Origin of the sequence: Stenotrophomonas africana (genome assembly GCF_013004645.1) — a bacterium.
GTDB classification, from domain to species: Bacteria; Pseudomonadota; Gammaproteobacteria; order Xanthomonadales; family Xanthomonadaceae; genus Stenotrophomonas; species Stenotrophomonas africana.
Genome location: NZ_JABEME010000009.1, coordinates 1 through 23070, shown reverse-complemented (window position 1 = coordinate 23070; position 23070 = coordinate 1). Strand labels below are relative to the sequence as shown.

The 23070-nt window shown below is 65.6% G+C and carries 18 protein-coding genes and 1 tRNA gene; 3 read left to right on the top strand and 16 right to left on the bottom strand.

The annotated features are described in order from the left end of the window. Positions 1–3: 3 nt before the first annotated feature. The 3 genes from HLA98_RS15535 to HLA98_RS15525 all read right to left on the bottom strand — a co-directional run bounded on the left by HLA98_RS15535 (position 4) and on the right by HLA98_RS15525 (position 4613). Complete coding sequence (locus tag HLA98_RS15535) at positions 4–2937, bottom strand: TonB-dependent receptor (protein WP_057501259.1); 2934 nt, start codon at positions 2935–2937, stop codon at positions 4–6. Positions 2938–3078: 141 nt separating this feature from the next. Next, positions 3079–4101, bottom strand: coding sequence for a FecR family protein (locus tag HLA98_RS15530; RefSeq protein WP_057501260.1), 1023 nt, complete (start codon positions 4099–4101; stop codon positions 3079–3081). Further along, positions 4098–4613, bottom strand: coding sequence for an RNA polymerase sigma factor (locus tag HLA98_RS15525; RefSeq protein WP_057501261.1), 516 nt, complete (start codon positions 4611–4613; stop codon positions 4098–4100). Before HLA98_RS15525 ends, HLA98_RS15530 begins: the two co-directional genes overlap by 4 nt. Positions 4614–4704: 91 nt before the next feature. Between HLA98_RS15525 and HLA98_RS15520 the strand changes: the two genes are divergently transcribed. Together HLA98_RS15520 and aceE are read left to right on the top strand one after the other, a co-directional pair. Then, a complete protein-coding gene (locus tag HLA98_RS15520) occupies positions 4705–4890 on the top strand; it encodes a hypothetical protein (protein ID WP_232015549.1) in 186 nt (61 codons plus the stop codon). A gap of 245 nt (positions 4891–5135) precedes the next feature. Then, positions 5136–7808 carry a pyruvate dehydrogenase (acetyl-transferring), homodimeric type gene (gene aceE / locus HLA98_RS15515; protein ID WP_057501262.1) on the top strand — a complete coding sequence of 891 codons (2673 nt, stop codon included), beginning with the start codon at positions 5136–5138 and terminating at the stop codon, positions 7806–7808. 57 nt (positions 7809–7865) lie between these two features. Here the strand turns inward: aceE and HLA98_RS15510 are convergent, their stop codons facing one another. After that, positions 7866–8348 (bottom strand): hypothetical protein, encoded by a 483-nt coding sequence (locus tag HLA98_RS15510; RefSeq protein ID WP_057501263.1) that lies wholly within the window; start codon positions 8346–8348, stop codon positions 7866–7868. Positions 8349–8568: 220 nt separating this feature from the next. On the opposite strand from HLA98_RS15510, the gene HLA98_RS15505 reads away from it, so the two are divergent. Then, on the top strand, positions 8569–10899 hold the full coding sequence (locus HLA98_RS15505; RefSeq protein ID WP_129550540.1) for a TonB-dependent receptor: 2331 nt from the start codon (positions 8569–8571) through the stop codon (positions 10897–10899). Between the two features lie 120 nt (positions 10900–11019). On the opposite strand, the gene HLA98_RS15500 is transcribed toward HLA98_RS15505, so the two are convergent. From HLA98_RS15500 to folP, 12 genes are all read right to left on the bottom strand, one after another. Beyond that, positions 11020–11112, bottom strand: a tRNA-Ser gene (locus HLA98_RS15500). A 78-nt stretch (positions 11113–11190) separates the two neighbouring features. Beyond that, positions 11191–11394 carry a carbon storage regulator CsrA gene (csrA, locus tag HLA98_RS15495; RefSeq protein WP_004152909.1) on the bottom strand — a complete coding sequence of 68 codons (204 nt, stop codon included), beginning with the start codon at positions 11392–11394 and terminating at the stop codon, positions 11191–11193. Between the two features lie 147 nt (positions 11395–11541). After that, the gene (alaS, locus tag HLA98_RS15490; RefSeq protein WP_057500984.1) at positions 11542–14190 is read right to left on the bottom strand and encodes an alanine--tRNA ligase; all 2649 of its coding nucleotides are present in this window, start codon (positions 14188–14190) and stop codon (positions 11542–11544) included. A gap of 109 nt (positions 14191–14299) precedes the next feature. Then, on the bottom strand, positions 14300–14791 hold the full coding sequence (recX, locus tag HLA98_RS15485) for a recombination regulator RecX (RefSeq protein ID WP_049449562.1): 492 nt from the start codon (positions 14789–14791) through the stop codon (positions 14300–14302). Between the two features lie 110 nt (positions 14792–14901). After that, positions 14902–15939 (bottom strand): recombinase RecA, encoded by a 1038-nt coding sequence (gene recA, locus HLA98_RS15480; protein WP_049449560.1) that lies wholly within the window; start codon positions 15937–15939, stop codon positions 14902–14904. A 204-nt stretch (positions 15940–16143) separates the two neighbouring features. Continuing rightward, positions 16144–16779, bottom strand: coding sequence for a transcriptional repressor LexA (lexA, locus tag HLA98_RS15475; RefSeq protein ID WP_032962190.1), 636 nt, complete (start codon positions 16777–16779; stop codon positions 16144–16146). A gap of 215 nt (positions 16780–16994) precedes the next feature. Further along, on the bottom strand, positions 16995–18677 hold the full coding sequence (gene ubiB, locus HLA98_RS15470; RefSeq protein WP_057500987.1) for a 2-polyprenylphenol 6-hydroxylase: 1683 nt from the start codon (positions 18675–18677) through the stop codon (positions 16995–16997). Positions 18678–18711: 34 nt separating this feature from the next. Further along, on the bottom strand, positions 18712–19206 hold the full coding sequence (locus HLA98_RS15465) for a CinA family protein (RefSeq protein WP_057500988.1): 495 nt from the start codon (positions 19204–19206) through the stop codon (positions 18712–18714). A 122-nt stretch (positions 19207–19328) separates the two neighbouring features. Beyond that, a complete protein-coding gene (gene hflX, locus HLA98_RS15460; RefSeq protein WP_005412934.1) occupies positions 19329–20639 on the bottom strand; it encodes a ribosome rescue GTPase HflX in 1311 nt (436 codons plus the stop codon). 14 nt (positions 20640–20653) lie between these two features. Further along, on the bottom strand, positions 20654–20929 hold the full coding sequence (hfq, locus tag HLA98_RS15455; protein ID WP_004152891.1) for an RNA chaperone Hfq: 276 nt from the start codon (positions 20927–20929) through the stop codon (positions 20654–20656). 96 nt (positions 20930–21025) lie between these two features. Next, positions 21026–21979 carry a tRNA (adenosine(37)-N6)-dimethylallyltransferase MiaA gene (gene miaA / locus HLA98_RS15450; RefSeq protein ID WP_057500985.1) on the bottom strand — a complete coding sequence of 318 codons (954 nt, stop codon included), beginning with the start codon at positions 21977–21979 and terminating at the stop codon, positions 21026–21028. After that, entirely contained in the window at positions 21979–22875 is an 897-nt protein-coding gene (folP, locus tag HLA98_RS15445; RefSeq protein WP_057500986.1) for a dihydropteroate synthase, read from the bottom strand. The genes miaA and folP overlap by 1 nt, the downstream gene beginning before the upstream one ends. Positions 22876–23070 lie beyond the last annotated feature (195 nt).

Sequence of the window (23070 nt, the reverse complement as noted above, 5' to 3'; positions counted from 1 at the left end):
CCCTCAGTTGTAGATGATGTGGAAGTAGAAGAAGCGGCCGTAGTCGTCGATCTCGGTACGGAAGCGCCCCTTCGGGCCGGTGCTGTAGGTCGGCTGGGTGTTGAACAGGTTCTTGGCCTCGTACTTCAGCGTCACGTGCCTGCTGACCTTGTGGCTGAAGCCCATGTTGAAGGTCATGTACGGGTCGTAGTACGAATCCAGCCACTGGGTGTCGCCGAAGTCGACCAGCATGCGGCTGCGGTAGGTGCCGGACAGGCGCAGCTGCGCGCTCTTCCACGGCATGCGCCAGATCACCGAACCGTTTAGCGACCAGTCCGGCTGGTACAGCAGCCGGTCCAGGCGGCGCTCGGTGCCATCACTGATGCGGTAGTTGGTCTGCCCTTCCAGCCGCGTGGCGTTGAAGTACATGTCGAAACGCTGGCGGCCCCACTGCAGGTTGCGGTTGGCCACCGCGAACTCGACACCGCGCAGCGTGGACTCATCGGTGTTCATCGGCTGGGTCACCCGGTAGCGGGTATCACCCACGTTCTCGAAGGTGGTCAGGGTGTAGATGTCGTCCTTGATCACCTTGTCGAACAGCGCCACCGAGACCAGGCCGTTGTTGCCGTTGAAATACAGGTCCCACGCCAGGTCGATGTTGTTGGAACGGCGCGGCTGCAGGTTGGCATTGCCCTGCTTGATGCTGCAGAAGCCCCTGCCCTCCTCGTCATCGCCGCAACTGGTGCTGGTGGCCTGGGCGATGTTGCTCGGCGTCGGCCGGCCCAGCGTTCGGCTGGCGGAGAAGCGCAGGCGCTGGTTCTCGGTAAGCTTGAAGGTTGCATTCAAGGAGGGCAGCAGATTGTTGTAGCCACCGCTCGTGTTGCGGAAGGCGGAGGTATAGGTAGTGCCGCCATCATCGCTGAACGGGCTGTAGGCATCGAAGCGGGTGTGGTCGTAACGCAGGCCGCCGATCAGCAGCAGCCGGTCCCAGGCGTAGTGCGCGGATACATAGGCATTGGTGATGTCCTCCACATACTTGTAGTCACTGGTGACGTTGGCATTCGGATACGCCGCATTGTTGTTGCCCAGTTTTGGCAGCAGTTCCTCGTTCCACTTGCGGTTGTCGATCAGCGGAAAGCCCGGCACGCTGCCCAGCAGCGTCGAACCCGGGTACAGGTAATCGTTGAGCGTGGCACTGCTCTTGAAATAGTCGAAGTCGATGTCCTGCCAGATCTTCAGATGGCGGTACTCGGCACCGGCGGCCAGGCCGAAACCTCTCGCATCGGCATCGATGTTGTAGCTGAAGTCGGCGCGCAGGTTGTCGATGCTCTCCTTGGCATCGCGCGGGGAGACGTAGGCCTGCGCCGGATTGAGCTTGAATGCGGAACTGGTCAGCAGGCTGGAATCGGAAACGGCCACCGCGTTGGGGAAGCCGTGGCTGTCATTCTCGTAATCGACGAACAGATTGCTTGGGTAGGCGCGCACCCCCCAGTAAACCTGGTTGTTGTGGAAGGTCTCTTCGGTATGGCCACCGCGCAGGGTCAGCTGCGATCGATCACCGATATCCCAGTTGAAGCTGGCGATGGCACCGCGGTTGTTGCGGTCCCAACGGTCGTGCCGGTTCTTGATGTAGATGCTGTTGATCTGGGTGGTGCCGCTGTCTTCGGTCTGGTTGCGGATCGGAAACTTGGCGTTGCCGTACAGATCGGTCTTGTTCATCGTCGAGTTCTCGTAGAACCGGTACGAGTACAGCAGCAGCGATGCGTAGAACGGATCATCCGAGGGCTTCCACTCAAGCTTGGCGGAGCCACCGAAGTTGGTGATGAAGTTGGTATAGGTGCCGGTGCTGAAGTTGCCAGGCGCACGCAACCCGTTCCAGCCCTTGGCCTCGTCCGGACCCGTGGTACCGTCGGTGAGGTATTTGCCAGCGTCGTTGTAGTAGTAGTTCGACTCCACCCAGCGCTTGACGCTGTTGCGCGAACGCTGCTCATAGCGTGCCACCGCAACGATGCCGAACGACTGGTCGACGCCGAACTGGTTGGAGAACACCATCTTGGCGCTCTTGCCGAAGTGGCCCAGGGTCTCGTGGTTGCCGCCAGCGCTGCGCTCGACGTTGGTCTCGGCGGTGGAATAGATGCCTGCCACATCGGCAAACACGTACTTGCCGGACCGATCGAAGGCGCTGCGGCTGATGATGTCGATCACGCCGCCGATCGCATCCGGAGCCTGCTCGGCACTGAAACTCTTGTAGATGTCGGTACGGGTGCCGATGTCGCTGGGAATCAGCTGCAGGTTGTTCATGCGCTCGCCGGAGCCACTGCCTCCCACGCTGGCAATCGCGATGCCATCGATGGTGGTGTAGTTGAGGTTGGCCTGTACGCCGCGCACGGTCACGTAACGTGGCTCACCGGCATCCTCCACCGCACTCAGGCCTGGCGCGGCCATCAGGCTTTCGGCCAGGGTCTCGTCGCCGTAGCTGTCCATCTCGTCATACACCACCGAATCCTTGATCACCGGCGACGACTTCTTCTGGTCGATGACCTCATGTGCGGCAATCACCTTCACCGTGTCCAGGGTCGGCGCCGCCATCGCCTCGGCCTCGCGCGGCTTCGGCGGGGCCGGCTTCGGCGCGTTGCGTACGGGTGCCGGATCGATTGCGATGACATTGCCATCCACCACGGTGTAGCCCAGGCCGGTACCGGCCAGCAGTGCATCCAGCGCCTGCTTGACGGTGGCACCGCGCGGCACCGCACCGGCCATGCGGGCATCACCGCCGGCCGAGTACAGGAACTGCACCCCGGAACTGCGCGACAACTGCTCCAGCGCACGCGCCAACGGCTGCGCCTCGATCGGCGCCGAAACGCGGGCCTCGAGACCATCGGTAGTGGCCGCAGCCGCCGACGGCACGCTGCAGGGAGACAGGGCGAGGATGATCGACAGGTAGAGCGTGTTGCGCATCACGGGTCCTTGGAAGAGAGAAGGCAGCAGGTGCCGCTGCGCGGATCGGCAGCGGCTTCTCCCAAGTAAGAGCCCGCATCCACCGAAGTGGAGAACGCGGATTCGATGAATTTTTTCTGACAGTCCACGACCACACGGGCCTCAGCGGCTGCCAACCCGCACGGTGTCGCCTTCGCGCCTCACCACGAAGCGCGGGTCGCGTTCGAGGAAGGCCTGCAGCGCACCGATGCGATGCGCATCGAGGCTGCCCGACAACCGTGCCGATGCCGCACCTTCGTCCAGCACGCGCACCTGCATCTGGTTGTGCCGGTTGAAGGCAGCGGCCACCTCGTCCAGCCGCTCATCCAGGAAGGACACTTTGCGCCGCTGCCAGTCCAGCAGCATCGACAACGGTACATCCAGCGACTCCACCGCATGGCTGCGCGCGTCGACCTGCACCACCCGGCCTTCGCCCAGTTGCGCAAGGCGCCGGGCGTCCGCGCCCTGGCTCCATACCTCCACCTCGCCGGAAACCACGCCGATGCGCGTGCCCTGCAACCGTCGGGACACATCGAACACCGTGCCGATATCGCGGATCTGCAAGCCGTTCACCTGCACCTCGAACGGCCGTCGGTCACCGGCGATATCGAACGTGGCCTCACCCTGCAGCAACTCCACCTTGCGGCTGAACCAGCCAATGCGTACCCGCAGGCGGCTGTCCGCGTTGAGCCGCACCTGGGTCTGGTCGGGCAGCACCAGGTCGCGAAGTTCACCCTGTCCGGCACTGTAGAGCTGCCCGGTGGGCATCACCTGCGGAACCAGGCCCACGCCGAGCAGGGCGATACAGGCTGCGGCGGCCATCACCCACCAGCGCGCACGACCGCGACGCGGCACAGCGCGCGGCGGTGCGTGCACGCTGGCGAACAGCGGCACCACCTTGGCAGCGACCTGCCGTGGCGGCACCAGCGCCTCTTCAGGCAACGGTGATTGCAGCGCCTCACCCACCTGCCGGTGCAACGCGAGGGCGTGCATGTAGGCGCGCACGTGCTCCGGCGAGTGCTTCATCCAGCCCAGGAACGCAACCCGCTCGGCCTCGCCCAGTGTTCCGTCGCGATTGCGCAGGAACCAGTCCATGGCCTCGCAGGCGATCGTGTCGTCGACTACGGGCGATGAGGTCCGGTTCATGTGTGCTCCCTGGCGCCCAGCGCCTTCCTGCAGGCCTCCAGCCCCTTGCCGATGTGCTTGCGCACCATGTGCACCGACACCTGCAGCTGCTGACTGATGGCCGGGCAATCCAGCCCGTCGCGGTAGTGCAGCTCCATCACCCGACGCGTGGTTGCCGGCAGTCGTGCGATGGTGCTGCGGATGTCATTCCAGCGCTGCGCACGCTCGAATTCACCTTCGATGTCTTCTTCGCTTTTCAGCACTTCGGCCAGCAGATCGACGTCTTCCAGCGGCGGCAGCAACGACCGCGCACGCGCATGCTCGCGCGCGAGGTTGGCCGCCACGGTGAACAGGTAGGCTTCCGGGTTCTCGACCGCACCGGCATCTTCGCCGGTGCTGCGCAGCAGGCGAAGATAGACCTCCTGCGCCAGGTCTTCGGCATCCTCGCTGGCCGAACCGCGACGCAGGAAGAAGCCACGCAGCAGCCGGCGCCGCAGCGCGTAGCTCTTCTCCCAGATCCTCACGCTGTTCACGGCCGGCCAACCACCCCGAGGCTGGAAAGCCCCGCAGGGTGACCGCCATCGATGACAGGGGCGTTTCAACGACCGGCGGGCAGCCGCTAGAATGCCGCCCCTGCAATGTCCCGGCAGCCGGCACAAGGAGTGCCCCGCGCTGCTTTGGATCGGTGGCCGTCGTGCACCGGAACCCGCCCAACGCCTGGCGCGCTGGTTGCCCATCGTCGCCTGGTGCCTGCTGGGCGTCGGCGTGGCGATCATCCCGGTGTTCCTGCCGGGGCTGTCCCCGGCCTGATCAGCGGCCGCGCCCAGCGCATCGGCCCATGATACGGCGCGCGGCACCAACCCTTGCTTGCCAGAGACCCAAGCCCCGCCCGCCTACCGAAGCCTGGGGGGCAGGCCTACGCTTGTCTTCTCGGTGGCCGCCACGGTCGCCCTTCGCGTCACGGCCCCCGCCGTTGCGACCCCGCTCCAGTGCTGTGCGCCCTGCCGGTGTTGTCGCCCAGGCAGACGTCCGACCGGCGCCCTCTGGAGAAAGCCATGAACCAAGCCCTGATCCCCTTCGATACCGACCCGCTGGAAACGCGGGAGTGGCGTGAATCGCTGGAGGCGGTGATGCAGGCCGGCGGCCGGCCGCGCGCGCACTACCTCATCGACCAGCTGAGCGATCTGGACGCCGAGCAGCACGGCGACCTGCATACCCGTGCCTGGACCGCCTACGTCAACACCATCCCGCCCGAGCGCCAGCCGGCCTACCCGGGTGACCTGGCCATCGAGCGCCGCCTGAACGCGATGATCCGCTGGAACGCGATGGTGATGGTGCTGCGTGCCGGCAAGCATTCCAACGTCGGCGGCCACATCGCCACCTACCAGTCCGCAGCGGTGCTGTACGACGTGGGCTTCGACCACTTCTTCCGTGGCCGCACCGACACCTTCGACGGCGACATGATCTACATCCAGGGCCACTCCGCGCCTGGCATCTACGGCCGCGCATACGTGGAAGGCCGCATCGATCCGGCACGGATGGACAACTTCCGCCGCGAAGCCGGCCGCGAAGGCCTGTCCTCGTATCCGCACCCGCGCCTGATGCCGGAGTTCTGGCAGTTCCCCACCGTGTCGATGGGGCTGGGCCCGCTGACCGCCGCCTACCAGGCGCGCTACATGCGTTACCTGGAATACCGCGGCCTGAAACAACACCAGGGCCGCAAAGTCTGGGCCTTCCTCGGCGACGGCGAGATGGATCAGCCCGAATCGCTGGCGGCAATTTCCCTGGCCGGCCGCGAGCGGCTGGACAACATCGTGTTCGTGGTCAACTGCAACCTGCAGCGCCTCGATGGACCGGTACGCGGCAACGCCAAGGTCATCCAGGAACTGGAAGGCACCTTCCGCGCGGCTGGCTGGAACGTGATCAAGCTGATCTGGGGCAGTGGCTGGGACGATCTGCTGGTCCGCGACCACAGCGGCCTGCTGCGCCAGCGCATGATGGAGTGCGTGGACGGCGACTACCAGACCTTCAAGTCGCAGAGCGGCGCCTACGTGCGCGAACACTTCTTCGGCCGTTACCCCGAGCTGCTGGCGCTGGTCGCGCACATGAGCGACGACGACATCTGGGCGCTGGCACGTGGTGGCCACGATCCGCAGAAGGTGTACGCCGCCTACCAGCAGGCGGTGAACACCCGCGGCCGGCCGACGGTGATCCTGGCCAAGACGGTCAAGGGCTTCGGCATGGGCGAAGCCGGCGAAGGCCAGAACATCAACCACCAGCTGAAGAAGATGAGCGCCGATGCGGTGCGCGCCTTCCGTGACCGCTTCAACCTGCCGGTCAGCGACGACCAGTTGGAGGAGATGCCCTATCTGCGCCCGGAACCCGGCAGCGCCGAGGCCGCCTACTTCGCCGAACGCCGCCGCATCCAGGGTGGGCAGCTGCCAGCGCGCCTGGCCAAGGTGGATCCGCTGCCGCTGCCGCCGCTGTCGATCTTCAACACCCAGCTGCAGGGCAGCGGTGATCGCGGCCAGTCCACCACCATGGGCTTCGTGCGCATCCTCACCAGCCTGCTGAAGGACCCGGAACTGGGCAAGCTGGTGATTCCGATCGTGCCCGATGAATCGCGCACCTTCGGCATGGAAGGCCTGTTCCGCCAGATAGGCATCCACTCCTACCTGGGCCAGCTGTACACCCCGCAGGATGCCGGCCAGCTGAGCTATTACAAGGAAGCCAAGGACGGTCAGATCCTGCAGGAAGGCATCAACGAATCCGGTGCGATCTGTTCATGGATCGCGGCCGGTACCGCCTACAGCAACCACGGCCTGGCGACGATTCCGTTCTACATCTTCTATTCGATGTTCGGCCTGCAGCGCGTCGGCGACCTGGCCTGGGCCGCTGCCGATGCGCGTACCCGCGGCTTCCTGCTCGGTGCCACGTCGGGCCGCACCACGCTGATGGGCGAAGGCCTGCAGCACGATGATGGCCACAGCCACGTGCTGTCGTCGGTGATTCCGAGCTGCGTGTCCTACGACCCGACCTACAACTACGAGCTGGCGGTGATCATCCATGACGGCCTGCGTCGCATGTATGTCGACCAGGAAGACATCTACTACTACATCACCGTGCTCAACGAGAACTACCCGCAGCCGGCACTGCCCGAAGGCGCCGAGGCCTGCATCCTGAAGGGCCTCTACCTGCTGCGTCCGGCAGCCGCCGATGCCGCCTCGCAGCCACGCGTGCAGCTGATGGGCAGCGGCTCGATCCTGCGCGAAGTGGAAGCCGCGGCAGAACTGCTGCAGCAGGACTTCGGCGTCGCCAGCGACGTGTGGAGCGCCACCAGCCTGACCGAACTGCGCCGCGACGGCCTGGCCGCCGAACGCTGGAACCTGCTGCACCCGGCCGAGGAACCGCGCGTACCCTTTGTGCAGCAGTGCCTGCAGGGCCATGAAGGCCCGGTGGTGGTGGCCACCGACTACATGAAGATCGTCGGCGACCAGATCCGGCCGTTCATCAACGACCGACGCTTCACTGCACTCGGCACCGATGGCTTCGGCCGTTCCGACACGCGTGAGTCGCTGCGCACGTTCTTCGAAGTGGATCGCCACTTCATCGTGCTGGCCGCCCTGAAGTCGCTGGCCGACGAAGGCCGCATCGAGCGCGCGCGGATGCAGGAGGCCATCGACACGTATGGCATCGACACCGGCAAGCGCGACCCGGCGACGGTGTAAGGTGCCGGTGCCATGCCCGCGGAGTTCCTCCCCGTGGGCATGGCACCGGCGGCGCCGCTACGGTATCCGCTTGAACAGGTTGGTCTGCAGGATCGGCGTACCGTCGTGACCGTAGAACGCCTTGGTCTCGGTCATCGTCGTACGGTCGGCCGCCACGGTATAGATGCGGGTGGAGGCCGGCGTGCCATGGTCCACCAGCTGCATCACCAGGGTGTTCGGCGCCGGCAGTTTCAGGTTGGCCTTGTCCGCGCCGTAGGTGCCGGACAAGGGCCCCGGCGTACCATCGAGCGCCAGCGTGCCGTCGGATTTCATGGTCTTGCCGTCGTGCAGGACGATGTCCACGTGTGAACTCCAACGGCCCGCACCGGCGTCCTTGAACTCGAGCACCACGTGCTTCGGGCGCTGTGCTTCGGGAAGCGCAGACGTGGCGATATCCAGCGACCAGCGCCCCAGCAGCGGGGAAGGCGACGCGTCCACTGCCAGCGCCGGAACGGCGGGTAGCGAAAGCGCAGACAACAACACAGCGGACAACAGTTTCATACGTTGCTCCGTTCCAGTGAAGAAAGCGCTGCGTGACGCGATCGGGGGCAGCGCCCGAATCGTGCGCGGCATTGGCAGCCCAGCACAAGACCAAGCGTTGAACGGGCGGCGACCGCGTTCGCTCCACCGCGCGCGTTGCCCCTGCCGCAAGGCCCGTTCCACCCTTGTCGATACAAATAGTTACGTTATAACATTTCACGTCTTTTTCACGGATCGTGCCATGCGTCGCCACCTGCTTGCTGCTGCCATTCTGTTCGCCGTCCACACCGCCCAGGCCGCGGACGAACCCACCCTCCCCACCCTCCAGGTCCAGGCCTCCCAGCCCTCGCGCATCGACAGCCGGGCCACTGTCGACAATCCACAAGCCCAGAACCGCACCCTCGGCAACCTGCTCGAACATGTCTCCGGTGTGCAAAGCAGTGCCTTCGGGCCGAACGCGGGCGCTCCGGTCATCCGCAGCCTCAGCGGCAACCGCGTGCAGATCCTGCAGGACGGCCAGTCCATCCTCGGCATGAACGCGATCAGCGGCGACATCAACATTCCGTTCGATCCGCTGTTCGTACGCAGCGTCACCGTCAACAAGTCCTCCGACACCGTGCGCTACGGCGGCAATGCGATCGGCGGCAGCGTGGAGATCGATCCGGGCCTGATCTCGCGCAGCATGGAAGACAAGGACCAGTCGATGGAACTGGTCCTGCGCAAGGGCTTCAATGCCGCCGACGCGCAGGGCTTCCGCATGAACTTCAACAACCAGCGCAACCTCTCGACCAACCTGCAGGTCTCGCGCCAGCGTATCTCGCACTACGACATCCCCGGCAAGAGCAAGGCCAGTGTCTGCAACACCCGACTGTTCCCGCCGACCGGCGGCGTCAACTCGGCGCTGGCCGACAGCTGCCAGAAGGAAGCGCGCGTGCAGCAGATCTACAACAAGGCCTCGCAGCCCTACATCGACCAGTTCATGACCGAGAACCCGGACTGGGCCGATGGCGATTTCTCCTTCTACACCAACAACCCGACTTCGGTCTGGCAGCGCCGTACCTATATCAATCCGGTCAATCCGGCCTATGTCGCCGGTACGCCGTCATACGTACAGAAGCAGATCAACAATGATGTGACCCCCGACTATCACCACCGGCTGGGCAACAGCTACGCGCGCAATTCGCAGGTGGCGTTCGGGTCGACCCTGTTCTTCGACCGTGGCTACGTCGGCGTCAGCATCGATGCCAAGGACAGCGAATACGGCGTGCCGGGGTTCTCGATGCAGAATCTGTCGTTCGGTTCCAACTACGCCAACGCATTGCCGGTGGGCGTGGTGATCAAGCAGGAACGCTACGCACTGGAAGCCCTGTTGCGCGATCCGCTGCCGTGGTTCGAGCGCGCCGAACTGCGTGTTTCGAAGCTGGACAACACCTCAGGCGAACGGCTGGGTGCCACCCGGGCCAACGACTACGATTTCGAGAGCACCCAGGCCGAGCTGCTGCTCAGCCATCAGCGCGTCGGTCCGCTCAGCGGCCTGCTCGGCTACAGCCACCAGTCGCGTGATGTCACCGGCAGCGGTTCGCTGCGCTACCTGCCTGACGTCGACACCCGCAGCAACGCGGTGTTCCTGAAGGAGACGCTGGACGTCGGCTGGGCCAGTTTCGACGCTGGCGTGCGCCACGAGCGCGTTGACCATGACCTGCAACCAAGCCGCTTCAAGACAGCGCGCAATGCCGCCAACACGAAACTGCAGGACCGCGACTACCGACTCAACAGCTACAGCCTGGGATCGTATGTCGAGCTCGGTCCGTTGTTCGCCGCCAAGGTGCGCTACTCGTCCTCGCAGCGCGCACCGGAAATCAACGAGCTGTATGCGAGCAATGCTCACTATTCGGTGATGACCCAGGAAGAAGGCAACCAGAACCTCGAGCCGGAACGCGCGAAGAACCTGGAGTTGACCGGCCTGTTCCACGTAGGCGATTTCGAACTGTCGGCCACCGCGTACCGGATGAAGTACGAGAACTATCTGTACCTGGGTTACTCGGGCGTGCAGACCGCCAATCGCCTGCCGCTGAAGTACTGGAAGCAGACCGACACCACGGTGAAGGGCTACGAGATCGATGCCTCGCAGGCATTGGACCTGGGCCGCTACGGCACGTTGAACGTGTCCGCCTTCGCCGACCTGGTGAAGAACAAGGCCGACCGCCCCGATTCGCTGCGTGCCCACAATGACGGCGAGTACCTGCCGAACATGCCGACCAACCGCTACGGTGCCAATCTGCAGTGGCAGCGCGAAGGCTGGAAGGCGCAGCTGTCCAGCACCTACTACGACACGCAGAAGTACCTCGGCCGCAACGTGAGCGAGGAAGTGCCGCTGGATGCCTTCAACCTGGTCGACCTGCAGGTCAGTCATGAGCTGCCGGTACGCAACAGCTATATCGCCGGCATGGAAATTTTCGTCAACGGCAGCAACCTGCTCAATGAAGAAGCACGGCCGCACAACTCGCCGCTGAAGTACATCGCGCCGTTGCCGGGGCGTGGTTTCCAGGTGGGTGTGACGGTGAAGCTCTGAGGAGAGCGTGATTCGGTCGCCATCCAACGATCAATGATCGCTGGATGGCATGCCGGGCCCCTCCATCCGCGCAAAGAAAAACGCCTGCAGATCGAGGATCTGCAGGCGCTTCTTTGTATCTGGCGGAGTGAGAGGGATTCGAACCCTCGATAGAGCTTTTGACCCTATACTCCCTTAGCAGGGGAGCCCCTTCGGCCACTCGGGCATCACTCCGGGGTTTTCTCCGCGTCTGGTGCGTTGCACCTCAGCGGGGCGTGAATCATAACGTTAATCGAGTGCGAAGGTAAAGCGTTATTCGGCAGAATTTTCGCTACCGGTGCCACCGGCTTCATCACCACGCTGGATGCGCTGATAGATCTCTTCGCGATGCACAGCGACGTCCTTCGGCGCGGTGATGCCGATACGCACCTGGTTACCCTTGACGCCAAGCACGGTGACGCTCACCGAGTCTCCGATCATCAGGGTTTCGCCGACGCGGCGAGTCAGGATCAACATTTTTGTAAGTCTCCATGGAACCGTGTGGAAGGGTATCCCCCACCGGCTTGACGCTCCGTCAAGAAGCGCTACCACGACAAAGGGAAAAGATTCGCAATGGTACCGTCAGCCGTCCCGCTCCTACAAGGAGGGGGACGGCCAGGTTCATCACAGGCGGGGGCTGACCCATTCGACGACTGCAGCCAGCGCAGTGGCAAGGGCGGGCCCGTCCTCGCCACCACCCTGGGCGAGGTCCGGGCGTCCGCCGCCCTTGCCCCCGATCTGACTGGCGATATGGGACAACAGTTCCCCAGCCTTGACCTTGCCCATTGCGCTGCCGTTCACACCCGCGACCAGGGCGGCCTTGCCGTCCTGGGCGCCGGCCAGCACGATCACAGCGTCGCCCAACTGCTGCTTGAGGCGGTCCATGGCGTCACGCAAGGCCTTGGCGTCGAAGCCCTCCAGGCGGGCAGCCAGTACTTTCACGCCAGCAACCTCGACGGCCTGGCCGGACAGGTCGGCCGTGGCACCCGCGGCAACCTTGGCCTTCACGGCTTCCAGTTCGCGTTCCAGCTGCTTCTGGCGCTGGCCGAGGGCACGGATCTTCTCGACCACGTCGGCGGCGCTGCCGCCGAGCAGTTCAGCGGCCTCGACCAGGCGGGCCTCTTCGGCGTCCACGTAATCCAGCGCACCCTGGCCGGTAACAGCCTCGATGCGGCGCACGCCGGCGGAGACGCCGCCCTCGGAGGTGATCTTGAACAGGCCGATGTCGCCGGTACGGTTGACGTGGGTACCGCCGCACAGCTCGGTGGAGTAGTCACCCATCTTCAGCACGCGCACATGCTCGCCGTACTTTTCGCCGAACAGGGCCATCGCGCCGAAGTCCAGCGCTTCCTGCATGCCCATGTTGTGCACTTCGGCGGCGTTGTTGGCGCGCACCTGCTGATTGACCTTGCGCTCGATCACGGCCAGTTCATCCGCGCTGATCGGCTGGAAGTGCGAGAAGTCGAAACGCAGGCGGTCCGGAGCGACCAGCGAGCCCTTCTGCTGCACGTGGGTGCCGAGCACTTCGCGCAGGGCGGCGTGCAACAGGTGGGTGGCCGAGTGGTTGAGGATGGTGGCGCCACGGCGCTCGCCATCGACCTGGCCAGACAGCACATCACCGACCTTCAGGCCGCCTTCGGACAGGATACCGACATGGCCGTGGAACTGGCCGGCAAACTTCTGGGTGTCTTCCACCGCCAGGCGCACACCGCTGCCGGTCAGCACGCCGGTGTCGCCGACCTGGCCGCCGGACTCGGCGTAGAACGGAGTCTGGTTGGTGATGACGATGACTGCGTCACCGGCTTCGACCGACTGCACCGGACGACCGTCCTTGAGCAGGGCCAGCACGGTCAGGCCGTCGGCCTGCAGGCGGTCGTAACCGAGGAACCGGGTCGGGCTCAGGGTCGCCACCAGCTCGGCCGGCAGGGTCACGCCACCACCGAACTTGCCGGCCGCACGCGCGGTCTCGCGCTGCTGCTCCATCGCGGCATCGAAGCCGGCAATGTCAACGGTCAGGTCGCGCTCGCGGGCGATGTCCTGGGTCAGGTCGAGCGGGAAGCCATAGGTGTCGTACAGGCGGAACGCGTCAACGCCCGGGATCACGCCATTACTGGCCTTGCCCGCGACGTCTTCGAAGATCTTCATGCCGGCGTCGAGGGTTTCGGCGAAACGCTCTTCTTCGGCCTGCAGCGCACGGGTGACGGTGTCCACCGCTGCCGGCAGTTCCGGATAGGCCTCGCCCATCTGCTCGACCAGGGTGGGCACCAGCTTGCTGAAGAACGGCTGGCGCACGCCCAGCATCCAGCCGTGGCGCAGTGCGCGACGAATGATACGGCGCAGCACGTAGCCGCGGCCTTCGTTGGACGGCAGCACGCCATCGACGATCAGGAACGAACAGGCCCGGATGTGGTCGGCGATCACGCGCAGCGACTTGTTTTCCAGATCGGCAGTGCCGGTCAGTTCGCTGGCCTTGCGGATCAGGGCCTGGAACAGGTCGATCTCGTAGTTGGTGTGCACGTGCTGCAGGATCGCCGCCAGGCGCTCCAGGCCCATGCCGGTATCCACGCACGGTGCCGGCAGCGGCACCAGGGTGCCATCCGGCTGGCGGTCGAACTGCATGAACACCAGGTTCCAGATTTCGATGAAGCGGTCGCCGTCTTCATCCGGAGAACCCGGGGGGCCGCCGGCGATATGGTCACCGTGGTCGTAGAAGATCTCGGTGCACGGGCCGCACGGGCCGGTGTCGGCCATCTGCCAGAAGTTGTCCGAGGCGAACGGTGCGCCCTTGTTGTCGCCGATGCGCACGATGCGCGCTTCCGGCACGCCGACCATGTCGCGCCACAGTTCGTAGGCTTCGTCATCGGTCTGGTAGACGGTGACCAGCAGGCGTTCGGCCGGCAGCTTCCAGACCTGGGTCAGCAGTTCCCAGGCCCAGGCGATCGCGTCCTTCTTGAAGTAGTCGCCGAACGACCAGTTGCCCAGCATTTCGAAGAAAGTGTGGTGGCGCGCGGTGTAGCCGACCTGGTCGAGGTCGTTGTGCTTGCCGCCCGCGCGCAGGCAGCGCTGGACGTCGGCCGCGCGCACGTAGCTGCGCTTTTCCGCGCCAAGGAACACGTCCTTGAACTGCACCATGCCGGAGTTGGTGAACAGCAGGGTCGGATCATTGCCCGGCACCAGCGGCGCCGACGGCACGATGGTGTGGCCTTTACCCTTGAAGAACTCAAGGAAGTCGCTGCGGATCTGGGAAGTCGTGAATTTGGCGGATGCGTTCATTGGGGGCTGGCAGTCTGCGGGCCGGCGGGCCCGGACCACCGGCCGCGTTGGCCAGGGTCGCGAGGGACCGCCGAAAACCTAAAGGGTATCAGGCCCGGCGCCGCCAGTCTCAGTCATCCGGGTCGTAGCGGGTCGCGCGGCGGATGCTGTCGCCGTCGAAGCCCCGTCGGGCCAGCAGATCGGCGGCCTTGCGCCGCTGTGTCAGGTCCTGCGGGCCGGCCTCGCCAAAGCGTCGGCGGACCAGATCACGGGCGTTTTCCTGCCAGTCGCCTTCGTAGCTGTCCATCGCCGCGGCAATCGCGGCGCTGTCCAGGCCGTGGGTCCCCAGCTCGGCGCGGACATGGATCGGCCCATAGCCGGTGTTGGCGCGCATCCGCACCAGGTTTTCGGCAAAACGGGTGTCGTCCTGCCAGCCGGCCTCGGTCAGCTTGGCGACAGCCGCCTGCGCAGCCTCGTCTTCGATGCCACGAGCGGTCAGCTTGCGGGTGAGTTCCTTGCGCGAGTGCTCGCGGCGGACCAGCAGGCCCAGCGCTCGTTGCACGGGCGTCTGCTCGCGCGACCGGCGTTTGCGGCCGGTGGGAATGTCGTCGGCGTCGGACATCGGTGCTCCAAGGGTGGCGCCGTCCGTGGCGCCCTGCCCATCCCTGGGCGATTCGAACCTGCGGGACAGGGCGACGTCACTGACGGCGCCACCCTGCCCCACAGCAAGCCTTATTCGTCGTCGCCTTCGTCGTCGCCTTCCTCACGGGTGGCTTCGGTCGGCTGGAACTTCTCGCGCAGCTCGGCTTCGAGCTTCGCGGCAACCGTCGGGTTGTCGCGCAGGTAGCCGCGGGCGTTGTCCTTGCCCTGGCCGATGCGCTCCTCACCGTAGCTGTACCAGGCGCCGGCCTTCTCGACCAGCTTGGCATCCACACCCATGTCGATCAGCTCGCCCTCGCGGCTGATGCCTTCGCCGTACAGGATCTCGGTGATGACCTGCTTGAACGGAGGCGCCAGCTTGTTCTTGACGACCTTGATCTTGGTCTGGTTGCCGATGATCTCGTCGCCCTTCTTGATCGCGCCGATACGGCGGATGTCCAGGCGCACCGAGGCGTAGAACTTCAGCGCGTTGCCACCGGTGGTGGTTTCCGGGCTCTGGCCCGGCATCATCACGCCGATCTTCATGCGCAGCTGGTTGATGAAGACCACCAGGGTGTTGGAGCGCTTGATGTTGCCGGTCAGCTTGCGCAGCGCCTGGCTCATCAGGCGGGCCTGCAGGCCCGGCAGCTGATCGCCCATCTCGCCTTCGATTTCAGCCTTCGGGGTCAGCGCGGCGACCGAGTCGATCACCAGGATGTCGACCGAACCCGAACGGACCAGCATGTCGGCGATTTCCAGCGCCTGCTCACCGGTATCCGGCTGCGACAGCAGCAGGTCGTCCACGTTCACGCCCAGCTTGGCGGCGTAGATCGGGTCCAGCGCGTGCTCGGCATCGATGAAGGCCGCAGTGCCGCCCATCTTCTGGCATTCGGCGATGGCCTGCAGGGTCAGCGTGGTCTTGCCCGAGGATTCCGGCCCGTAGATTTCAACGACACGGCCCTTCGGCAGACCACCAATGCCCAGTGCGATGTCGAGCATCAGCGAACCGGTCGGGATAGCCTCGACGGGCTCAACCACGCGGTCGCCCATGCGCATCACCGAGCCCTTGCCGAACTGCTTTTCGATCTGGCCCAGAGCTGCAGCGAGGGCGCGCTTCTTGTTCTCGTCCATCGGATTGGTCCTTGCAGAGGTCGTGTCGTTGGAAGTGCTGTCTTTGGGGGTCTTCTTTGCCATGGGCTCACTTTAAGTCGGATGTATCGCACAGGCTGAGATTCTGCCCGGCGCTCTGAAAAGAATTATCGGACATCCGTACCAACCTCAGTGGAACCAGAGAATCGCCACAAAAGACCGCGGGGTAATGCGCTATGGAACGGGTCAACGATTGGGTCGCAGCAGGCCGCAATAGAGGCCTTCGATCGCGAAATCCTGATCCGGCAGCACTTCGATCGGCTTGTAGTCGGGATTACGCGGCAGCAGGCGGATACGATCCTTGGCGATCTTCAGCAGCTTGACGGTGATCTCGTCATCGATGCGCGCCACCACGATCTGGCCGGAATGGGCGTCGCGGGTGCGATGGACGCCGATCAGGTCACCGTCGAAGATGCCCTCATCGATCATCGAATCGCCCTGCACCTTCAGCAGGTAGTCCGGCGCCGGCGAGAAGAACACCCGGTCCAGCACCACGAAATCGTCCGAGCCGATGTCGGCGCCGATCGGCAGGCCGGCCGCAACCCGGCCGAGAACCGGCAGGCGCAACACGCTGTCCGCCAGGCCCGGCTCGGCCAGCTTTTCGACGGGCGGCGCCTGCACCAGGCGGATACCGCGGGCCTGGCCAGGGATGCGACGGATCGCACCGGCCTGCTCCAGGGCTTCCAGGTGGTACTGGGCCGCGCGCACGCCCTTGAAGCCGAACGCACGTGCGATTTCAGTCTGCGACGGCGGTGCGCCTTCGCTCTCGATACGCTCGGCGATCAACTGCAGGATCGCCTGCTGGGTGTCGGTCAGGTCCATGGTTAGTAGTATTACTACTAACCGACGAGACTGCAAGTGCCGGGGACGACAGGGGATGATGCGGGCCCTGTTGGGCCGAGGCATGCTCGGCAAGCGCACTAACGCCCGGCCGGTCGGCAAAGCAAAAGCAAATGCAACCGCGGCCGCAGCCGCAGCCGCAGCCGACCAACAGTCGGCTCTGCAGGAATCGCTGCGCGATTCCGCGGTAAACGCATTCACGTGTGTTTGCCACTTCTCCATATCGAGAACAGGATCCACACGCCGCAGAAGCCGGCGCCGATGAAGCCGCAGACGCCCAGCGCCAGCAGCCAGCGGCTGGAGACGCCGCCGACGCTGTGCATCACGATCGAGGAACCGATGATCAGCGCAGCAGTGACGATGCCCATCACCAACCGGTTCGCTGCGCGGTTCACCTGTTCGCCAAAGCCCTGCAGCGCCGTGGTTTCCACCTTCAACTGCAGGCGTCCCCGGCGCGCCGCCTGCACCAGCTTGCGTAGGTCGCGGGGAAGCTCACCGGCGAAGTCGACCAGGCCCAGCAGGCTGCGGCGGCCGCGCTTGAGCAGCGCCTTGGGCGCATAGCGCTGCAGCACCACCCGCTCCAGGAACGGGCGCGCGGCACTGGCCATGTCGAAATCCGGGTCCAGCTGCCGGCCCATGCCTTCCAGGGTCAGGAACGCCTTGATCATCAGCGCCAGGTCAGCCGGCAGGGTCAGGCTGTAGCTGCGCAGCAGCTGGGTGATGTCGCCCAGCATCAGGCCGATGCGCAGGTCCTTCAGCGGCACGCCACGGTACTGGTCGACGAACTGGCTGATGTCGTGCTGCAGCCGGTTCTCGTCCACCTCAACACCGCCGGCCCAGTCCAGCAGCACGTCGGCCACGCCCTGCGGGTCCTGCTCGACCAGCCCGTGCAGCAGCTGCGCCACCTGGAAACGCCGGACTTCCGACAAGGCACCGACCATGCCGAAATCAATCACGCCGATGCGGCCGTCGCGCAGGTAGATGATGTTGCCCGGATGCGGGTCGGCATGGAAGCTGCCGTCCTCCAGCACCATCTTCAACACGATGTCCGCACCGCACCGCGCCAGTTCGCGCCGGTCCAGTCCTGCCGCGTCGACGCCAGCCAGGTCGCGCCCGGGAATGCCGTCGACGAAGTCCTGCACGTTCAGGCTTTCGCAGGTCCACTGCCAGTGCACCTTCGGAATCAGTATGTCGTCACGGCCGCTGAAGTTGCGCGCGATGCGCTCGGCATTGCGGCATTCGGCAGCGAAATCCAGCTCGCGGCGCAGCGACACGGTGAACTGCTGCACGACTTCGGCCGGGCGGTAACGACGCAGGTCCGGCAGTCGCGCTTCAACGATCTCGGCCAGGCGGGCCAGCAGACGCAGGTCGGCCTCGACCACATCGCGGATGCCGGGGCGCCGCACCTTCAGCACCACCTCGCGACCATCATGCAGGCGCGCGCGATGGGCCTGCGCTAGCGATGCGGCAGCCATCGGGGTTTCATCGAGGAAGGCGAACACCTCTGCAGGCGGTGCGCCAAGGTCGGCCTCGAGCTGCTCGCGGATATCCGCATACGGCAGCGCCGGCACCGCGTTCTGAAGTTCAGAAAGCTCGGCGATCCATTCCGGCGGCAACAGGTCGACACGCGTTGCCAGCACCTGCCCAAGCTTGACGAAGGTTGGGCCAAGATCCTGCATCGCGCTGCGCACACGCACCGGCGCGGTCATCCGCAGCAGTTCCTGCCGCTCCTCGTTCCAGTGCAGCAGGCGCCCTGCCCGCTCCAGCGTGCTGGCCAGGCCGATGCGCCGCACCACATCGCCGAAGCCATAGCGGATCAGGACGACAGCGATTTCCTGCAGTCGGCCCAGGTCACGGACCGTGCCCAGCGTTTCCCACATCATGCGTGCTCCGGACGATTACCGGAGCAGCATGTCACAGCTGGGCGTCGATACCGCGCAATGCCGCCGCCACGGTTTGCCGGCGGATGGCTTCGCGGTCGCCATCGAACTGGAACAGCTCGGCGCGGGCGTAGCCGCCGCGCCGCTTCCAGCCGATCCAGACACTGCCGACCGGCTTGTCCGGGCTGCCACCGCCAGGACCGGCGATGCCGGTCACCGCCACGGCGATGCCGGCACCGGAATTGACCAGTGCGCCGGACACCATCTCCAGCACGGTTTCGCGGCTGACCGCACCGAACTGCTCCAGGGTCTGCGCGCGCACACCCAGCAGGCGCTGCTTGGCCTCGTAGCTGTACACCACCATGCCGCAGTCGAAGAACGCCGAGGAACCGGCGATATCGGTCATGCACTTGGCGATCCAGCCACCACTGCAGCTTTCAGCGGTCACCAGCTGCAGCGAGACCTGCTGCAGGCGCCGCCCGAGCGCGGCGGACTGGGCATTGAGTTCAGCGTCGGTGGGAATGGACATCGGCATGACGGTGGGGTGAAGAACCTGCACGTTGTACCGCAGATGACAGGCGGATGTCGCGGCCCTCCGGCGCGGCTGCGCTGCCGGCCAGCGGCCGGCACTACCCGGTATCGGCCGCTAGCTCACCACTCCGGCAGCTTCTCCGGCAGCAGCGCCCGGATCGGCGCGCCGTCGGCACTGGCGGCCAGCTTTTCGGCTTCGGCGATCGGCAGGTCGACCTGCAGCAGCCAGCCGTCTTCATCGGCCTGCTCGCTGCGGATCACCTCCAGCTGGTGCAGGCGCGCACGCAGGCGACCGGCATCCGGCGGCAGTCGAAGTTCGCCGGTGACATGCTGCAGGCCCAGGCGTTTGCCCAGCACCGCCTGCAGCAGCTCCAGGCCCTGCCCGTCACGCGCGGAAATCCACACCCGCTCGCGACGCGACTCATCCGGGATACCGTCCTGGCCATCGTGGCGGACGTCGGCACCGTCGATGCGGTCGATCTTGTTGAACACCAGCAGCTGCGGCAGGTCACCGGCACCGACCGCGGTCAGTACCTCGTCCACCTGGGCGATGCGCTCCTCGCGGTGCGGATCAGCAGCGTCGACCACGTGCAGCAGGAAGTCAGCCTCGCGCGCCTCGGACAGGGTCGAGCGGAACGCGGCGACCAGATCATGCGGCAGATCGCGAACAAAGCCGACGGTATCGGCCAGCACCACGTTGCCCCCGGGCACCGCAATGCGTCGCACGGTCGGGTCCAGCGTTGCGAACAGCTGGTCGGCGGCATACGCCTCGGCCCCGGTCATGGCATTGAACAGGGTCGACTTGCCGGCGTTGGTGTAGCCCACCAGGGCCACGCGCGGCAGTTCGCTGCGCACGCGCGCGCGCCGCATCTGGGTGCGCTGCACCTCCACCTTTTCCAGGCGCTTCTGCAGCTGCTCGACCCGCTTCTGCAGCAGGCGGCGGTCGGTTTCCAGCTGGGTTTCACCCGGGCCACGCAGGCCGATGGAACCACCGCGCTGGCGCTCCAGATGGGTCCAGCCGCGCACCAGCCGCGTGGCCAGGTGGCGCAGCTGCGCCAGCTCGACCTGCAGCTTGCCCTCGTGGCTGTGCGCACGCTGGGCGAAGATGTCCAGGATCAGGCCGGTACGGTCGATCACCCGGCGCTCGAGGAAGCGTTCCAGGTTGCGTTCCTGGCCCGGGCTCAACGCATGGTTGACCAGGATCAGGTCGGCACCGCTGGCGTCGGCCGCAGCCTTGATCTCGTCCAGCTTGCCGCTGCCGATCAGGGTCGACGGATTCGGACGGTCCAGGCGTGCGGTGATCGTCGCGGCGATGCTGGCCCCAGCCGAGCGGGCCAGATCACCGAATTCTTCCAGCACATCGTCTTCCAGCTTGCCGAAATGGGGCTGGATCAACAGGGCGTGTTCACCCTTTTTCGAGCGGTCAAACATTCACCGCTCCGGTATTACTCGTCTGCTTCATCACCTGCCTGACCACCTTCACCCGACTGCACGTAACCACCGCCCGGACCGACCTTCACGTTGCGTGCCGGAACGACCGTGGAAATGGCGTGCTTGTAGACCATCTGACTGACCGTATTGCGCAGCAGGACGACGAACTGGTCGAACGACTCGATCGTGCCCTGCAGCTTGATGCCGTTGACCAGGTACACCGAAACCGGCACGCGCTCGCGCCGCAGTGCGTTCAAGAAAGGATCCTGCAGCGATTGCCCCTTGGACATTGCACACTCCTGATTATTGTTCTTATTGGGTTGCCGACGGTTGCCACGGCCCCCGAGCCGCCCGCCGACCGATGATGTTACACGGCTGGCGGGGGTTCAGCGTGCGACGAAGGTCGACACCGCGCCGGCAAGGCGCTCGCGGTCGATATGGGGGTCGAACCAGCGCGCATCAAGTTCGCCGCGCAGCCAGGTCAGCTGGCGCTTGGCCAGCTGCCGGGTGGCGAAGATCGCCTTGTCCCGGAAGCGGGCGGCATCGCCCTCCCCATCCAGGTACTCCCAGGCCTGGCGATAGCCGACCGCGCGCACCGCCGGCAGGTCCAGCGGCGCCTCCACGGCGGCCATTTCCGGCATCGCGCGCAATGCCCGCACCTCATCCAGAAAGCCCTGTGCCAGCATGGCGTCGAAGCGCGCCTCGATACGCTGGTGAAGCACCGCGCGGTCACGCGGCGCCAGGATCAGCTTGAGCGTGCGTACCGGCAACGGCGCCACGCCCGGTCGACGCTGCCATTCAGTGATGGGGGTACCGGTCAGGCGATAGACCTCCAGCGCCCGCTGGATGCGCTGGGGGTCGGTGGCATGGATGCGTGCGGCGGCGGCCGGGTCGACCTTGGCCAGCTCAGCGTGCAGTGCTGCCCAGCCGCGTTCGGCCGCCTCGGCGCTGAGCGCTTCGCGCGTCGCCGGATCGGCCTCCGGCATCGGCGACAGACCCTGCAGCAGCGCCCGGAAATAAAGACCCGTGCCGCCGGCCAGGATCGGCATCTTGCCGCGCGCCACGATGTCGGCAACGACCCGGCCGGCATCGGCGGCGAATTCGGCTGCCGAGTAGGTCTGCCACGGATCGCGCAGGTCCAGCAGATGGTGCGGCGCCTGCGCACGCTCGGCCGCATCCGGCTTGGCCGAGCCGATATCCAGGTGGCGGTATACCAGCGCCGAATCGACGCTGACGATTTCGCCATCCAGCTGCTGTGCCAGAGCGATCGCGGTGGCGGTCTTGCCACTGGCGGTCGGCCCCATCACGGCGATCGCCAGTGGCCGCCGGTCGATGCCCATCAGTCTTCGTCCGGCCAGCGGATCGTCGGCGTGGCATCGGCACGCGGCGTCGGCACGGCCTCGACCGCCTGCCAGATCTTCAGCGCATCGACGGTGGCGGCTACGTCATGCACGCGTACGATGCGTGCGCCGCGCTGCACCGCGATCAGGTGCGCGGCCACCGACGCGGCCACGCGCTGGGACGGTGTGTCGCGACCGGTCAGTTCGCCCAGGCTGCGCTTGCGCGACAGGCCAGCCAGCATCGGCACGCCCAGCTCCAGGAAGCGCTCGGAGCGTGCCAGCAGGGTCATGTTGTGGGCAGTGGTTTTGCCGAAACCGAAACCGAGATCGATCAGCAGGTTCTTCTTCGCAATGCCCGCCATCTCGGCAGCGAACAGGCGCTGGACCAGGAAGCCGTGCACCTCGGCGACCACGTCGTCGTAATGTGGATCGGCCTGCATGTGGCCTGGCTCGCCCTGCATGTGCATCAGCACCACCGGCACGCCGGTTGCAGCGGCGGCGTCCAGCGCCCCTTCCTGACGCAGGCCGTAGATGTCATTGATCATGCCGGCGCCAGCCGCCACGGCCGCGCGCATCACTTCCGGCTTGAAGGTGTCGATGCTGATCGGCACCTGGGTACGGGCCGCCAGCTGCTCGATCACCGGAATCACCCGGCGCAGCTCCTCCTCCACCGATACCGGCGCAGCGCCCGGGCGGGTCGATTCGCCGCCGATATCCAGCAGATCGGCGCCTTCCTCGACCAGCTTGAGGCCATGAGCGACCGCGGCCTCGGTGGTGTCGTGCGCGCCACCATCGGAGAACGAGTCCGGAGTGACGTTGACGATGCCCATGACCCGGGCACGGTCGAGGCGCAGGATGCGACCGGCGCAATCGAGCTGGGGCGAGGTATCGAACATCGGTAATCCTGTTGGGACAACGGCGGGTAGTTTAGTTCGGCAGGGCGGCGCCCTGCACCCGCAGAGGCTAGAGCAACAGCAACAGCAAAAGCGGGTTTCCTGTGGGATGGCGGGGTGGGTCCGGTTGCGGGGGCCGCTGCAAGTACGTCCATGTAAGCTCGGTCGCCGCATCCATGCGGCTCACGCCCCCGCAAC

Bases quoted from the DNA above. Each gene is read 5' to 3' on its own strand.
- HLA98_RS15535 (WP_057501259.1), bottom strand. From the start codon at position 2,937: ATGCGCAACACGCTCTACCTGTCGATCATCCTCGCCCTGTCTCCCTGC.
- HLA98_RS15530 (WP_057501260.1), bottom strand. From the start codon at position 4,101: ATGAACCGGACCTCATCGCCCGTAGTCGACGACACGATCGCCTGCGAG.
- HLA98_RS15520 (WP_232015549.1), top strand. From the start codon at position 4,705: ATGCCGCCCCTGCAATGTCCCGGCAGCCGGCACAAGGAGTGCCCCGCG.
- aceE (WP_057501262.1), top strand. From the start codon at position 5,136: ATGAACCAAGCCCTGATCCCCTTCGATACCGACCCGCTGGAAACGCGG.
- HLA98_RS15510 (WP_057501263.1), bottom strand. From the start codon at position 8,348: ATGAAACTGTTGTCCGCTGTGTTGTTGTCTGCGCTTTCGCTACCCGCC.
- HLA98_RS15505 (WP_129550540.1), top strand. From the start codon at position 8,569: ATGCGTCGCCACCTGCTTGCTGCTGCCATTCTGTTCGCCGTCCACACC.
- csrA (WP_004152909.1), bottom strand. From the start codon at position 11,394: ATGTTGATCCTGACTCGCCGCGTCGGCGAAACCCTGATGATCGGAGAC.
- alaS (WP_057500984.1), bottom strand. From the start codon at position 14,190: ATGAACGCATCCGCCAAATTCACGACTTCCCAGATCCGCAGCGACTTC.
- recX (WP_049449562.1), bottom strand. From the start codon at position 14,791: ATGTCCGACGCCGACGACATTCCCACCGGCCGCAAACGCCGGTCGCGC.
- recA (WP_049449560.1), bottom strand. From the start codon at position 15,939: ATGGACGAGAACAAGAAGCGCGCCCTCGCTGCAGCTCTGGGCCAGATC.
- lexA (WP_032962190.1), bottom strand. From the start codon at position 16,779: ATGGACCTGACCGACACCCAGCAGGCGATCCTGCAGTTGATCGCCGAG.
- ubiB (WP_057500987.1), bottom strand. From the start codon at position 18,677: ATGTGGGAAACGCTGGGCACGGTCCGTGACCTGGGCCGACTGCAGGAA.
- HLA98_RS15465 (WP_057500988.1), bottom strand. From the start codon at position 19,206: ATGTCCATTCCCACCGACGCTGAACTCAATGCCCAGTCCGCCGCGCTC.
- hflX (WP_005412934.1), bottom strand. From the start codon at position 20,639: ATGTTTGACCGCTCGAAAAAGGGTGAACACGCCCTGTTGATCCAGCCC.
- hfq (WP_004152891.1), bottom strand. From the start codon at position 20,929: ATGTCCAAGGGGCAATCGCTGCAGGATCCTTTCTTGAACGCACTGCGG.
- miaA (WP_057500985.1), bottom strand. From the start codon at position 21,979: ATGGGCATCGACCGGCGGCCACTGGCGATCGCCGTGATGGGGCCGACC.
- folP (WP_057500986.1), bottom strand. From the start codon at position 22,875: ATGTTCGATACCTCGCCCCAGCTCGATTGCGCCGGTCGCATCCTGCGC.